The organism is Enterobacter asburiae (assembly GCA_011754535.1).
Taxonomy (GTDB): Bacteria; Pseudomonadota; Gammaproteobacteria; order Enterobacterales; family Enterobacteriaceae; genus Enterobacter; species Enterobacter cloacae_N.
Genome location: JAAQVN010000001.1, coordinates 4,810,115 through 4,824,490 on the forward strand (window position 1 = coordinate 4,810,115; position 14,376 = coordinate 4,824,490).

Below are 14,376 nucleotides of genomic sequence, written 5' to 3' on the forward strand. Positions count from 1 at the left end.
ATGTCCTGTAGTGTCGTCAGTTACTGTTTTTTGTTGTCTACCAGTACCGCCAGCAAAATCACCACTGCCTTAACGATCATCTGGTAATAGGAGGAAACACCTAACAAATTCAAACCATTATTCAGGAAACCAAGAATCAGTGCGCCGATCAATGTCCCAACAATGCGACCTTTACCGCCCGCAAGACTCGTACCGCCCAAAACCACTGCTGCAATGGCGTCCAGCTCATAACCCGTACCCGCCGTCGGCTGCGCGGAGGAGAGGCGCGCCACTTCGATGATGCCCGCCAGGGAGGCCAGCAGGCCACACAGGGAGTAAACGATAATTTTGACTTTATTAACGCTGATACCGGAAAGGCGCGTTGCCGCTTCGTTACCACCCAGCGCATAGATATAACGGCCCAGACGGGTGTGATGCAGCATGTACCACGCCGCCAGGAAGACGATAGCCATGATCCAGACCGGCGTTGGAATGCCCAGCGGGCGGCCAATACCGAACCAGCCAAACAGATCCGCGTTATCGGTAAAGCCGGTATTGACCGGGCTACCGTTGGTGTAAACCATGGTTACACCGCGCAGCAGCAGCATCATCACCAGCGTAGCGATAAACGCCTGAACGCGGCCCTTTGCCACAATCACGCCGGTTACAGCGCCTATCGCCGCGCCAGCTGCCAGGGCCGCAGCAACAGCCACCAGCGCGTTAACTTCAATACCAACAATCGAAGCGGCGATCGCACCGGTGAGCGCCAGCAGGGAACCGACGGACAGATCGATACCCGAGGTCAAAATCACCAGCGTCATGCCGACCGCCATAATAGCGTTCACCGACGTCTGCTGCAGAATGTTGAACAGGTTATTCACGGTGAAGAAATTCGGGCTCATGGTCGACACAATCGCGATCAGCACCAGCAGGGCAATCAGCGATTTTTGTTCCATCAGCCATGCCTTTGTGAAATAGCGGCGACCAGAAACAGCCTGGGTAGTCATCTTCTTACTCCTGATTCACGCGATTAAGCTTGCCCACAGCGGCAGCCATCAGAACTTCCTGGGTGGCCTGCTCGCGAGTGAATTCACCGCCGAGATGCCCTTCATGCATGACGATAATGCGATCGCTCATGCCTAATACCTCTGGCATCTCGGAAGAGACCAGAATGATGCTCAGACCGTCGGCCTTAAACTGGTTAATCAGCTGATAGATCTCTTTCTTCGCGCCCACGTCCACGCCGCGGGTTGGCTCGTCGAGGATCAATACTTTCGGGCGCGTCATCAGCCCGCGGGCAATCGCCACTTTCTGCTGATTCCCGCCGGACAACAGGCCAATCGCCTGCTCCATCGACGGGGTTTTGACGTTGAAGAGACGGATAAAATCGCTGACCGCCTGCTGCTCGTCTTTATGCTTCAGGCTCCCACCGCTATGGCTGAAATAGCGCAGCGCGGTAAGCGACATGTTCTCTTTTACCGACATACCCAGCACTAAGCCGTCGCGCTTGCGGTCTTCGGAGATATAGACGATACCGTTCGCCAGGCCGTCCTGCGGCGAGCGGGTCACCACTTCATGACCGTCGAGGGTGACATAACCGCTGGTGCGCGGCAGTGCGCCGTAGAGCACTTTCATCAGCTCGGTACGTCCTGCTCCCATCAGGCCCGCCACGCCCAGGATCTCGCCCTGTCGAAGGGTAAAGGTCACGTCGTTCACGCCCGGACCGCAGAGGTTGTCCACCTTCAGGCGGATCTCACCCGGCGCTTTATCCAGATGCGGATACTGATCTTCGAGCTTACGTCCCACCATCATTTCGATGAGCGTATCTTCGGTCAGTGTGGCCACTTCGCGCTCGGCAATAAACTGCCCGTCGCGGAAGACAGTGACGTCATCGCAGATTTCGAAGATCTCTTTCATGCGGTGAGAAATATAGACAATCCCGCGCCCCTGCGTTTTCAGCTCGCGGATAACGCGGAAGAGAGATTCGGTTTCGGTATCGGTCAGGGCGTCGGTCGGTTCGTCCATAATGATGACCTTCGACTCAAAGCTCAGCACCTTCGCGATTTCCACCATCTGCTGATCGCCGATGGAGAGATCGCCCACCAGGCGGTCGCTTTTAAAGCGCAGGTTCAGCTTCGCCAGGAGTTTATCCGCTTCGGCGTACATGGTTTTCCAGTCGATTTTGCCGAACCTGTTCACAAACTCGCGGCCGAGGAAGATATTCTCTGCAATAGTGAGCTGCGGGATTAGGTTCAGCTCCTGGTGAATAATGCCGATGCCCGCTTCCTGTGAAGATTTCGGGCCGTTAAAGATGGTCTCTTTGCCCAGCCATAGCAACGAACCGGCATCGCGCTGGTAGATCCCGGTCAGCACTTTCATCATGGTGGATTTGCCGGCGCCGTTTTCCCCCACCAGCGCCATCACGCGCCCGGGGTAGACGTTCAGCGCCGCGCCGGAGAGGGCTTTTACGCCCGGGAACGACTTATCGATCCCTTTAAGTTGCAGTAATGCTTCCATGATGGCCTCAGAAGGTAACGCCAGCACAGAGAATAATATTCGCATACGGGGAACACTCCCCGCTGCGAATCACCGCCTGACTGTCTGCGGTTTGTTGTTTGAACTGCTCGTGCGTTGTGTAACGAATTTCTATGGTGTTTCCCTGGTGTTGTTGCAGTTGCTCAATGTGGCTGAGCAACGTTTCGTGGAGTTGCGGATTATGTTGTTTGATTTCCGCCGCGAGAATGACCGCCTCAACCTGCATCTCCGTCGTCACGACTTCCAGTACCTGCATAAACGAGGGAACACCCTGCGTTAACGCCATATCAATACGGGTTGTGCTGCGCGGAACCGGTAAGCCTGCGTCGCAAACCACCAGCGTATCGGTATGCCCAAGACGGGAAATAACCGATGAGATTTCTGAGTTGAGAACCGTGCCTTTCTTCATTTTCTTGCTCCACTAGCGAAACGTTTCGCTAAAAAGAGTGTAGACGCAAGAGTGTTCAGAAAACCACCATGACGTAACGGAATTGTGATCAACGTCGAAACGTTTCGCTAAGTGAAATGTAGTGGAGGTAAATGCAAAACGGTAACCCCAGGGTTACCGTTTTTTATGTTTGCCCCCTCTCCCTCAAGGGAGAGGGGGTCGTCCATGCAAACATTATTTTGTGGGGATCCCTCAGTCCTGTGGGAGAAGGTCGGGCTGAGGGCATCAGGCCGCACAAAGACTTAAATCTCGACCTGCGTTCCCAGCTCAATCACGCGGTTAGGCGGGATCTCAAACTGGTCAGGCGCGCGCAGGGCGTTACGCTGCAGGATCAGGTACAGCTTGCCGCGCAGGCGCAGATACCACGGGCGCTTGCCGATGATCAGCGACTCGTGCGACATAAAGAACGACGTCTCCATCATCCGGCAGCTCAACCCTTCCAGACCGCAGCGGTGGAACACCTCTTCCACGTTAGGCGTTTCGCGCCAGCCGTAGCTTGCCACCACGCGCCAGAAGGTCGGGGACAGCTGCTCAATCTGAACGCGACGCACGTTGTGAACGTACGGCGCATCTTCTGTACGTAGCGTCAGCAGGATCACGCGCTCGTGCAGAACCTTGTTGTGCTTGAGGTTATGCATTAGCGCGAACGGGATTACATTCAGGGCACGAGACATATAAACCGCGGTGCCCGGCACGCGAACCGGCGGTGATTTCTCCAGCGATGCGATCATCGCCTCAAGAGAATTGCCGTGCTCGTGCATGCGACGCAGCAGACGGAAGCGCTCGCTCTTCCACGTGGTCATGACAATGAACATCACCAGGCCCAGCGTCAGCGGCAGCCAGCCGCCGGAAACAATCTTGTCGAGGTTGGCAGAGAACAGCGGCACGTCGATACACAGGAAGCCCACCAGAATCATTGCTACAAGGAATTTATTCCAGTGCCAGTTTCGGTACGCCACCGTGGTGGAGAGAAGCGACGTCAGCACCATAGTACCTGTGACCGCAATACCGTAGGCCGCGGCCAGGTTACTGGAGTGCTCGAAGCTGACAATCACAATCACAACAGCAAAATAGAGCAGCCAGTTAACGAACGGGATGTAGATCTGGCCCGACTCCATTTCTGAAGTATGGATGATGCGCATTGGCGAGAGATAGCCCAGACGAACGGCCTGACGGGTCAAAGAGAACACCCCGGAAATCACCGCCTGAGAGGCAATAACGGTCGCCAGCGTGGCCAGAATGAGCATCGGCACCAGCGCCCAGTCAGGCGCCAGCAGGAAGAACGGGTTCTTAATCGCTTCCGGGTTCTTAAGCAGCAGCGCGCCCTGACCGAAGTAGTTCAGCACCAGCGAAGGGAGCACCACAATAAACCATGCCACGCGGATCGGCAGTTTTCCGAAGTGCCCCATGTCAGCATACAGCGCTTCCACACCGGTGATGGAGAGCACGACCGCCCCCAGCGCCACGAAGGAAACCACTTTGTATTCCAGGAAGAAATGCACCGCCCAGTAAGGGTTTAGCGCATGCAGCACGTCCGGATTCGCGATAATGCTGCGTAAGCCGAGCGCCGCCAGGATCACGAACCAGGCCAGCATAATCGGCGCAAACAGTTTGCCCACCAGCCCGGTACCGTGTTTCTGGATCATGAACAGCAGCGTCAGGACAATTATGGCCAGCGGAACCACCCATGAATCGAGCTGTGGCGCGATAATTTCCAGCCCCTCTATCGCCGAGAGCACTGAGATAGCCGGTGTTATCACCACTTCCCCATAGAAGAAGCTACCGCCAATCAGGCCGATAATCACCAGCACGGACGTCATTCTGGCCGAGGTATTGCGACCGGCAAGAGACATCAGGGTCAGGATCCCGCCTTCGCCCGCGTTATCTGCACGCATAACGAAGGAGAGATATTTAACGGAAACGACCAGGATCAGCAGCCAGAAGATGAGGGACAGGAAGCCAAACACGGCATCGCGCTCAACACCAAAGCCAAACTGGCCGGACAAACATTCACGAAGCGTATAAAGCGGGCTGGTGCCGATATCACCGTAGACAACCCCGATCGCCGCAAGCGTAATTGCGGGTAATGATTGCTTATTATCAGTGCTCATAGACTAGTCTTTTCGTTTAAATAACAAATGTGTTCCTGTCCCTTGGTCCACAAAAAGCGCACAGTATGCACGATTCATTGCAAAATCGTACCCCTAAATGCAACCGCATTAATGTAGCGCAAAGAAAATTGCGCCGCACTTCAGCCTATTACCAGCCCTGACTGAAACGTCTATACTCGCTTCAATTGGCCGCCACAACGGCGAAAGGATGCAAAACTATTATGGCTCACTCACATTTATTAGCAGAAAGAATTTCCCGCCTCAGCAGCGCGCTGGAGAAAGGCCTTTACGAGCGTAGCCACGCCATTCGCCTTTGCCTGCTGGCGGCGCTGAGCGGTGAAAGCGTGTTTCTGCTGGGTCCGCCGGGCATTGCTAAAAGTTTGATTGCACGCCGCCTGAAGTTCGCTTTTCAGAACGCCCGTGCATTTGAATATTTGATGACGCGCTTCTCCACCCCCGAAGAAGTTTTCGGCCCGCTTTCTATTCAGGCACTGAAGGACGAGGGGCGCTATGAGCGTCTGACGGCGGGCTATCTTCCGGAAGCGGAAATCGTCTTTCTCGATGAGATCTGGAAAGCCGGCCCGGCCATTCTGAACACCCTGCTGACGGCAATTAACGAACGTCGTTTCCGCAACGGGGCCAGTGAAGAGAAAATCCCCATGCGCCTGCTGGTGGCCGCGTCAAACGAACTTCCCGAAGCAGACAGCAGCCTGGAAGCGCTGTATGACCGTATGCTGATCCGCCTGTGGCTGGATAAAGTACAGGATAAATCAAACTTCCGCTCCATGCTGGTGAGCCAGCAGGATGAGAACGAAAACCCGGTGGCTGCGTCACTGCAGGTGACGGACGAGGAGTACCATCAGTGGCAGGAAGAGATCGGCAAAATAAAACTGCCCGATGCCGTTTTTGAGCTGATCTTCATGCTGCGCCAGCAGCTTGATTTACTGCCTTCCGCCCCGTATGTCTCTGACCGTCGCTGGAAAAAAGCGATCCGTCTCCTCCAGGCCAGCGCGCTGTTCAGTGGTCGCGACGCGGTCGCCCCTATCGATCTGATCCTGCTAAAAGACTGCCTCTGGCACGACGCAGAAGGCATGAACCTGATGCAACAGCAGCTGGACGTTTTGATGACCGGACACGCCTGGGGGCAGCAGGCGATGCTCAACCAACTGGGGGCGATTGCCCAACGGCGCTTACAGCTCCAGCAGCAGCAAAGCGATAAAACCGCGCTTAAAGTGAATCGCCTGGGGGGCATGTTCGCCCGCAAACCGCATTACGAGCTACCCGCCGATCTGACCGGCACGACGCTGACATTGCTGCTCCAGCAGCCGCTCAAGCTGCATGATATGCAGGTGGTGCACATTACGATTGAGCGCGAGCCGCTGGCGCAGTGGCTGGATAAGGGCGGAGAGATCCGCGGTAAGCTCAACGGCATCGGTTTCGCGCAGCCGCTGAATATGGAAGTGGACAGCAGTCAGCACCTGGTGATCCGCGACGTGAGCCTTCAGGGATCGCGTCTTGCGCTTCCCGGGACCGCCTCTGACAGCGTGCCGGAAGAGATCAAACAGCAGCTGGAAGCGCTGGATACCGAATGGCACCAGCAGCACACCCGCTTCAGCGAGCAGCAAAAATGCCTCTTTATTCATAGCGACTGGTTAGGCCGCATTGAAGCCAGCCTGCAGGACGTCAGCGCGCAGATCAAACAGGCACGGCAATGCTAACGCTGGACACGCTCAACGTCATGCTGGCGGTCAGCGAGGAAGGGTTAATTGAGGAGGTGGTGATAACACTTCTGGCGTCCCCACAGCTGGCGGCGTTTTTTGAAAAATTCCCGAAGCTCAAAAAAGCAATGACGGACGATCTCCCGCGCTGGCGCGATAACCTGCGTCAGCGGTTTAAGGAGACGGAAGTCCCGCCAGAACTGACGGAGGAAGTCGCAGCCTATCAGCAGTGTCAGCGGCTATCGACGCCGCAGTTTATCGTCCAGATCCCGCAAACCCTGGCGCTGCTCGATAAAGTCCACTCTCCGTTTGCCAGCCAGGCCAGAACGCTGGTCACGGAAAACGCCACCATTACCCCGGCGCTGCACACGCTATTTTTACAGCGCTGGCGCCTGAGCCTGGTCGTCCAGGCCACCTCGCTGAACCAACAGCTGCTGGATGAAGAGCGCGAGCAGCTGCTCAGTGAAGTCCAGGAACGTATGACCCTGAGCGGTCAGCTCGAAGAGGTGCTGGTAGAAAATGAAAACGCCGCCGGTCGCCTCTGGGACATGAGCGCCGGGCAGCTGCGGCGCGGGGATTATCAGCTGATCGTGAAGTACGGCGACTTTTTAACCCAGCAGCCGGAGCTGATGAAACTTGCGGAACAGCTGGGTCGGTCCAGGGAGGCAAAGTCTGTCCCAAAGAAGGATGCCCCGATGGAAACCTTCCGCACCCTGGTACGCGAACCGGCCACCGTGCCGGAACAGGTCGACGGACTTCAGCAAAGCGACGACATCCTGCGCCTGCTGCCCACGGAGCTAAGCACGCTGGGAATGACCGAACTGGAGTATGAGTTTTACCGTCGGCTGGTGGAAAAACAGCTTCTCACCTATCGACTGCACGGCGAAGCCTGGCGCGAGAAGCTAAGCCAGCGCCCTGTCGTTCATCAGGATTTTGATGAACAGCCGCGCGGGCCGTTTATTGTTTGCGTGGATACGTCCGGCTCAATGGGCGGTTTTAACGAGCAGTGTGCGAAGGCGTTCTGTCTGGCGCTGATGCGCGTGGCGCTCGCCGATCGCCGTCGCTGCTTTATCATGCTCTTCTCCAGCGAAGTCGTGGGCTATGAGCTGACGAACCAGCAGGGCATCGAGCAGGCCATCCGCTTTTTAAGCCAGCGTTTTCGCGGCGGCACCGATCTGGCCAGTTGTTTTCGAAGCATTGTGGAACGTATGCAAGGCGGCGACTGGTACGACGCTGACGCAGTGGTGATTTCAGATTTTATTGCCCAGCGGCTGCCGGATGATGTGGTAAATAAAGTGAAGGAGCTGCAGCGGGTGCATCAGCACCGTTTTCATGCGGTGGCGATGTCCGCCCATGGAAAGCCCGGCATCATGCGCATCTTCGATCATATCTGGCGCTTTGATACCGGGTTGCGGAGCCGCCTGCTCAGACGCTGGCGACGTTAATTAAAGAAGAGAACCGACGCTTTCACGAACCTGCTGCGGCCAGACTCCACACTGCACCTGACCGATATGGGACAGTTGCAGCAGCAGCATGGTCAGACGGGACTGGCCGATACCGCCGCCAATCGTCTGAGGCATTTCGCCGCGCAGCAGCGCCTGGTGCCACTCGAGTTTAAGACGATCTTCATCACCGGTCACCGCCAGCTGGCGCTTCAGCGCGTCAGCATCCACGCGGATCCCCATAGAAGAGAGCTCAAACGCATCTTCCAGAACCGGGTTCCAGACCAGAATATCGCCGTTCAGACCGGCATATTCGCTTTCGGCCACGGTGCTCCAGTCATCATAATCCGGCGCACGAACGTCGTGACGCTTGCCATCAGACAGTTTACCGCCGATGCCAATCAGAAATACCGCGCCCAGCTCTTTGGCGATCGCCCGCTCGCGGCCTTTGGCATCCAGATCCGGAAAACGGCTCAGAAGTTCCTGGCTGTGGACAAAGTGGATCGTTTCCGGCAGGAACGGTGCCAGACCAAACTCTTTGCTCACGGCCGCTTCGGTCGCTTTGATCCCGGCGTAGATCGCCTCAACGGTCGATTTCAGCGTGCCGACGTGGCGTTCACCGTCTCCCATAACGCGCTCCCAGTCCCACTGGTCAACGTAGACAGAGTGAATCGGGGAGAGACGGTCTTCATCGGGGCGAAGAGCTTTCATGTGCGTGTAAAGCCCTTCGCCCGCGCTGAAGTCGTGTTGTCCCAAGGTTTGACGCTTCCACTTCGCCAGTGAGTGAACCACTTCGAACTGTGCGTCTGGCAGTGTTTTCACTTTCACCTGTACCGCTTTTTCGCATCCAGACAGGTTATCCTGCGTCCCGTCACCCACGCGGCTCAGAATTGGCGCCTGAACTTCAATAAGACCAAGCTTCTCTTCCAGCTGGCGGGAAAAATGGGATTTTACGAAACTGATCTGGCGTTGTTTTGCGATGTAAGCGGTTTTCATTATTTATACTCCTGCGTCCTGTTGGTAATGATTAAGCAACAGAACCGGTACTTAATTCAATAACTCATCAACAAAAAGCAGCCTTCACTTTTGATTCGTTAAAATATGACGCTAGAATAGAGGTATTCATTAATCTTCATAAGAAAAAGATATGGAAAATTATCAGATCGACAATCTGGACCGCGGCATTCTGGAGGCCTTAATGGCCAATGCCCGTACAGCCTACGCCGAACTGGCAAAACAGTTTGGCGTCAGCCCGGGAACCATTCACGTTCGCGTAGAGAAAATGAAGCAGGCAGGGATCATTACCGGCGCGCGCATTGACGTCAGCCCGAAGCAGCTGGGTTACGACGTCTGCTGTTTCATCGGCATTATTCTTAAAAGCGCAAAAGACTACCCCTCCGCGCTGGCGAAGCTTAACGCGCTCGATGAAGTCACCGAGGCGTACTACACCACCGGGCACTACAGCATCTTTATAAAGGTGATGTGCCGATCCATCGATGCTCTCCAGCAGGTACTTATCAACAAGATCCAAACAATCGATGAAATTCAGTCCACCGAGACACTGATCTCCCTGCAAAACCCGATCATGCGTACCATCCGCCCGTGATCGGGCAAATTCATTCCCACATTTTCCACAGGTAGATCCCAGCTCGTTCACAGCGTACAATGATCCCCTCTTTATCTGAGCGAGCGATCAATGGCGGACATTACCCTTATCAGCGGCAGCACCCTTGGCGGTGCGGAATATGTAGCGGAACACCTGGCTGAGAAGCTGGAAGATGCGGGCTTTTCCACGGAAACCCTGCATGGGCCGCTGCTTGAAGATCTCCCGAATGACGGGGTCTGGCTGCTGATCACCTCCACGCACGGCGCGGGCGATGTGCCGGATAACCTGCAACCTTTATATGACGAACTGCTTGAACAGCAGCCCGACCTGTCAAACGTCCGTTTTGGCGCGGTAGGGATCGGCAGTCGTGAATATGACACCTTCTGCGGGGCAATAGAGAAAGTCGAAGCCGCTGTTACCTCTTGTGGGGCAAAACAGCTGGGTGAAACGCTCAAGATCAACATCCTCGATCATGACATTCCGGAGGATCCGGCCGAGATCTGGCTCGCGGAATGGAAAAATTTACTCAAAAACGATTAAAGATCGCGCGAACAGATGTGGATAACTCTGGTTAAAAGCTCGTATTAACCCGTAGTTATCCAAATAACAACCGTGGCTTAGTTTTTAGCCTGTGTATAAACTCGCGATCTGATCCCAGCTTATACGGTCCAGGATCACCGATCATTCACAGCAAACGATCCTTCCTAACTGCATGATCTTATTTGCGGGATCGGACTTATCCACATGGGTCCGCGATCCTAATAAGAGATCACAATAGAACAGATCTCTAAATAAAAAGATCTTCTTTTTAATAGCCCAGGATCCCAATGCTTTCTCGAAAGACTAAAGTTGAGTAGAATCCACGGCCCGGGCTTCAATCCATTTTCATACCGCTTTACGCGAGGCAGACCACCATGTTTTATCAGGATCCTTTTGACGTCATCATCATTGGCGGGGGTCACGCAGGCACTGAGGCCGCAATGGCCGCAGCGCGTATGGGTCAGCAGACCCTGCTTTTGACACACAATATCGACACGCTGGGACAGATGTCCTGTAATCCGGCGATTGGCGGCATTGGGAAAGGACACCTGGTAAAAGAAGTGGATGCACTTGGCGGCCTGATGGCGAAAGCGATCGATCGGGCTGGCATCCAGTTTAGGATACTAAACGCAAGTAAAGGCCCCGCTGTTCGTGCCACCCGTGCACAGGCAGACCGCGTGCTTTACCGTCAGGCCGTACGCACCGCACTGGAGAACCAGCCGAACCTGATGATCTTCCAGCAGGCGGTAGAAGATCTTATCGTTGAAAACGATCGCGTTGTGGGCGCCGTGACCCAGATGGGCCTCAAGTTCCGTGCTAAAGCCGTAGTGCTGACAGTCGGGACATTCCTGGACGGCAAAATTCATATCGGTCTGGATAACTACAGCGGTGGCCGTGCCGGCGATCCGCCGTCTATTCCACTGTCTCGTCGTCTGCGTGAGCTGCCGCTGCGCGTTAGCCGCCTGAAAACCGGTACGCCGCCGCGTATTGATGCGCGGACCATTGATTTCAGCGTGCTGGCGCAACAGCACGGTGATAACCCTATGCCGGTCTTCTCGTTCATGGGCAACGCGGCGCAGCATCCGCAGCAGGTACCGTGCTACATCACGCATACCAACGAGAAAACCCACGACGTGATCCGCAATAACCTCGATCGCAGCCCCATGTACGCTGGCGTGATCGAAGGGATAGGCCCACGCTACTGCCCGTCGATCGAAGACAAAGTGATGCGCTTTGCCGATCGTAACCAGCACCAGATCTTCCTGGAGCCGGAAGGGCTGACCTCAAACGAAATTTACCCGAACGGCATCTCCACCAGCCTGCCGTTCGACGTGCAGATGCAGATTGTTCGCTCAATGCAGGGGATGGAGAATGCGAAAATCGTTCGCCCTGGCTACGCTATTGAGTACGATTTCTTCGACCCGCGTGACCTGAAGCCGACGCTGGAGAGCAAATTCATCCACGGTCTGTTCTTCGCGGGCCAGATTAACGGCACCACCGGCTACGAAGAAGCCGCAGCGCAGGGTTTGCTGGCCGGTCTGAATGCCGCTCGCTTCTCTGCCGAGAAAGAGGGATGGGCGCCGGCGCGTTCTCAGGCCTATCTGGGCGTGCTGGTTGACGATCTGTGCACCCTGGGCACCAAAGAACCGTACCGTATGTTTACCTCTCGCGCGGAATATCGTCTGATGCTGCGCGAGGACAACGCCGACCTGCGTCTGACCGAGATGGGCCGCGAGCTGGGTCTGGTGGATGACGAACGCTGGGCGCGCTTCAACGAGAAGCTGGAGCGTATTGAACAGGAACGCCAGCGCCTGAAAACCACGTGGGTAAATCCGCAGGCGGAAACTGCTGCCGAAGTGAACGCTCACTTAACTGCGCCACTCTCGCGGGAAGCCAGCGGCGAAGATCTGCTGCGTCGTCCGGAAGTGACCTATGAGAATCTGGTGAAACTTACCGCGTTCGCCCCGGGTCTTGAAGACGCGGAAGCCGCTGAACAGGTCGAAATACAGGTGAAGTACGAAGGTTACATCGCGCGTCAGCAGGATGAGATCGAAAAACAGCAGCGCAACGAAAACACGCTGCTTCCGGAAATGCTGGACTACCGTCAGGTGACAGGCCTGTCTAACGAAGTGATCGCTAAGCTGAACGATCACAAACCGGTGTCTATTGGCCAGGCTTCACGGATCTCCGGCGTCACGCCTGCCGCGATTTCGATTCTGCTGGTGTGGCTGAAAAAGCAGGGTATGTTGCGCCGCAGCGCATAATTGCAGTCGTTTTGGCGGGTGGCGCTTTGCTTACCCGCCCAACATCGTTCGTAGGCCCGGTAAGCGTTAGCGCCACCGGGCAAATTGTTTCTAAACAGGTATTCACCGTGCTCAATAAACTCTCTCGTCTGCTGGATCAGGCAGGTATTTCGCTCACCGATCACCAGAAAAACCAGCTGGTGGCGTATGTCGATATGCTGAACAAATGGAATAAAGCGTACAACCTGACGTCTGTTCGCGACCCCAACGAGATGCTGGTACGCCATATTCTCGACAGCATCGTGGTCGCGCCGTATCTGAAAGGTGAGCGTTTTATCGACGTGGGGACGGGGCCTGGTTTACCGGGCGTTCCGCTGTCGATTGTCCGACCTGAGAGCCATTTCACGCTGCTGGACAGCCTGGGCAAGCGCGTGCGTTTTTTACGTCAGGTCCAGCATGAACTTAAGCTGGATAACATCACGCCCGTACAGAGCAGGGTAGAGGAGTTTCCGGCGGAGCCACCGTTTGACGGCGTTATCAGCCGCGCGTTTGCTTCGCTCAATGACATGGTGAGCTGGTGTAAGCATCTGCCGGCAGTCGATGGCCGTTTTTATGCGCTTAAAGGACAGCTGCCCGGTGATGAAATTGAACAGCTTCCGGACGGTTTTAGCGTTGAAACCATCGAGAAATTAAACGTTCCTCAGCTCGATGGTGAACGTCATCTGGTGATAATTAAGCCAAACAATTTTTAAAAAATTAATAAAAAATGTGGAATTTGTGCTGTTCTGAGCATGTTAAAAAACAGCACAACTACCCGGGATTTATCAGAGAGCATTTAACCACTTTTTCACTATGGGTTTTCTTGCAGTTAACCTCGCGCTGATTATTCATCGTGAAGATAGTCAACTATGAAAATATCAGCCTGCTAAAAGTGGAAGACTGTAACCAGAACACAATGTTAAATATTTATTAAGAATGTCAATAAAAGGTTTTTATTGTGTACGGGGCTGTTTTGAAAATAGTTGCGATATTTTATCTTTAATTTCAGAAAGATAATTCTGGGCGAATTACGGCTTTGATAAATACAACCTTATCGCAAATGTGTGTTTTGTGATCTCGTGCACGCTTTGTAGTCAACGTTTTCGCGCTGTTTGCAGTTTTGCTCGAAGGTCGATGCTTTCTACGAAAGTTAAAAAATAGCGGTGGGGAAAAATATTTAAACATTTATTCACCTTTTCGCTACTTAATGTTTGAAATCACGGGTACGCACCGTATAATTTGTCCGCTTTTTGATGCTTGACTCTGAGCCTTAAAGGACGTTTTATACGACACGCGGCATACCTCGAAGGGAGCAGGAGTAAAAACGTGATGTCTGTGTCGCTCTTGAGTAGAAACGTTGCTCGTAAGCTTCTGTTCATTCAGTTTCTGGCTGTGATAGCAAGTGGACTGCTGTTTAGCCTCAAAGACCCCTTCTGGGGCATCTCCGCCGTGTGCGGGGGTTTGGCGGTCGTGCTGCCAAACGTGTTGTTTATGATTTTTGCCTGGCGTCATCAGGCGCATACACCCGCCAAAGGCCGCGTAGCCTGGTCCTTCGCCCTCGGCGAAGTGTGTAAGGTGTTGCTGACCTTTGCTCTACTGGTGATGGCGCTGGCGGTTTTGAAAGTGGTATTCATGCCGCTGATAGCAACGTGGGTTTTGGTGCTGGTGGTACAAGTTCTGGCTCCAGCTGTAATCAATAACAAAGGGTAAAAGGC

General features: G+C 54.6%; 12 protein-coding genes. 7 read left to right on the plus strand and 5 right to left on the minus strand.

The annotated features are described in order from the left end of the window. Nucleotides 1-20 precede the first annotated feature (20 nt). The 4 genes from rbsC to kup all read right to left on the minus strand — a co-directional run bounded on the left by rbsC (nt 21) and on the right by kup (nt 5,073). A complete protein-coding gene (gene rbsC / locus HBM95_22745) occupies nt 21-986 on the minus strand; it encodes a ribose ABC transporter permease (protein NIH45712.1) in 966 nt (321 codons plus the stop codon). 4 nt (nt 987-990) lie between these two features. Next, on the minus strand, nt 991-2,496 hold the full coding sequence (gene rbsA / locus HBM95_22750; protein NIH45713.1) for a ribose ABC transporter ATP-binding protein RbsA: 1,506 nt from the start codon (nt 2,494-2,496) through the stop codon (nt 991-993). A 7-nt stretch (nt 2,497-2,503) separates the two neighbouring features. Next, nucleotides 2,504-2,923: a D-ribose pyranase gene (gene rbsD / locus HBM95_22755; protein NIH45714.1), complete on the minus strand. Its 420-nt coding sequence runs from the start codon at nt 2,921-2,923 to the stop codon at nt 2,504-2,506. 281 nt (nt 2,924-3,204) lie between these two features. After that, nucleotides 3,205-5,073, minus strand: a complete 1,869-nt coding sequence (gene kup / locus HBM95_22760; protein NIH45715.1) for a low affinity potassium transporter Kup — start codon at nt 5,071-5,073, stop codon at nt 3,205-3,207. A gap of 221 nt (nt 5,074-5,294) precedes the next feature. On the opposite strand from kup, the gene ravA reads away from it, so the two are divergent. Together ravA and viaA are read left to right on the plus strand one after the other, a co-directional pair. Next, nucleotides 5,295-6,791 carry an ATPase RavA gene (ravA, locus tag HBM95_22765; GenBank protein ID NIH45716.1) on the plus strand — a complete coding sequence of 499 codons (1,497 nt, stop codon included), beginning with the start codon at nt 5,295-5,297 and terminating at the stop codon, nt 6,789-6,791. After that, nucleotides 6,785-8,236 (plus strand): ATPase RavA stimulator ViaA, encoded by a 1,452-nt coding sequence (gene viaA, locus HBM95_22770; protein ID NIH45717.1) that lies wholly within the window; start codon nt 6,785-6,787, stop codon nt 8,234-8,236. Before ravA ends, viaA begins: the two co-directional genes overlap by 7 nt. Here the strand turns inward: viaA and asnA are convergent, their stop codons facing one another. Continuing rightward, a complete protein-coding gene (gene asnA, locus HBM95_22775; GenBank protein ID NIH45718.1) occupies nt 8,237-9,229 on the minus strand; it encodes an aspartate--ammonia ligase in 993 nt (330 codons plus the stop codon). A gap of 151 nt (nt 9,230-9,380) precedes the next feature. On the opposite strand from asnA, the gene asnC reads away from it, so the two are divergent. The 5 genes from asnC (at nt 9,381) to atpI (ending at nt 14,371) form a co-directional block, all read left to right on the plus strand. Continuing rightward, a complete protein-coding gene (gene asnC / locus HBM95_22780; GenBank protein NIH45719.1) occupies nt 9,381-9,839 on the plus strand; it encodes a transcriptional regulator AsnC in 459 nt (152 codons plus the stop codon). Nucleotides 9,840-9,929: 90 nt separating this feature from the next. Then, on the plus strand, nt 9,930-10,379 hold the full coding sequence (gene mioC, locus HBM95_22785; protein NIH45720.1) for an FMN-binding protein MioC: 450 nt from the start codon (nt 9,930-9,932) through the stop codon (nt 10,377-10,379). A 374-nt stretch (nt 10,380-10,753) separates the two neighbouring features. Next, a complete protein-coding gene (gene mnmG, locus HBM95_22790; protein NIH45721.1) occupies nt 10,754-12,643 on the plus strand; it encodes a tRNA uridine-5-carboxymethylaminomethyl(34) synthesis enzyme MnmG in 1,890 nt (629 codons plus the stop codon). 107 nt (nt 12,644-12,750) lie between these two features. After that, nucleotides 12,751-13,374, plus strand: a complete 624-nt coding sequence (gene rsmG, locus HBM95_22795) for a 16S rRNA (guanine(527)-N(7))-methyltransferase RsmG (GenBank protein ID NIH45722.1) — start codon at nt 12,751-12,753, stop codon at nt 13,372-13,374. Nucleotides 13,375-13,990: 616 nt separating this feature from the next. Beyond that, nucleotides 13,991-14,371 (plus strand): F0F1 ATP synthase subunit I, encoded by a 381-nt coding sequence (atpI, locus tag HBM95_22800; GenBank protein NIH45723.1) that lies wholly within the window; start codon nt 13,991-13,993, stop codon nt 14,369-14,371. Nucleotides 14,372-14,376 lie beyond the last annotated feature (5 nt).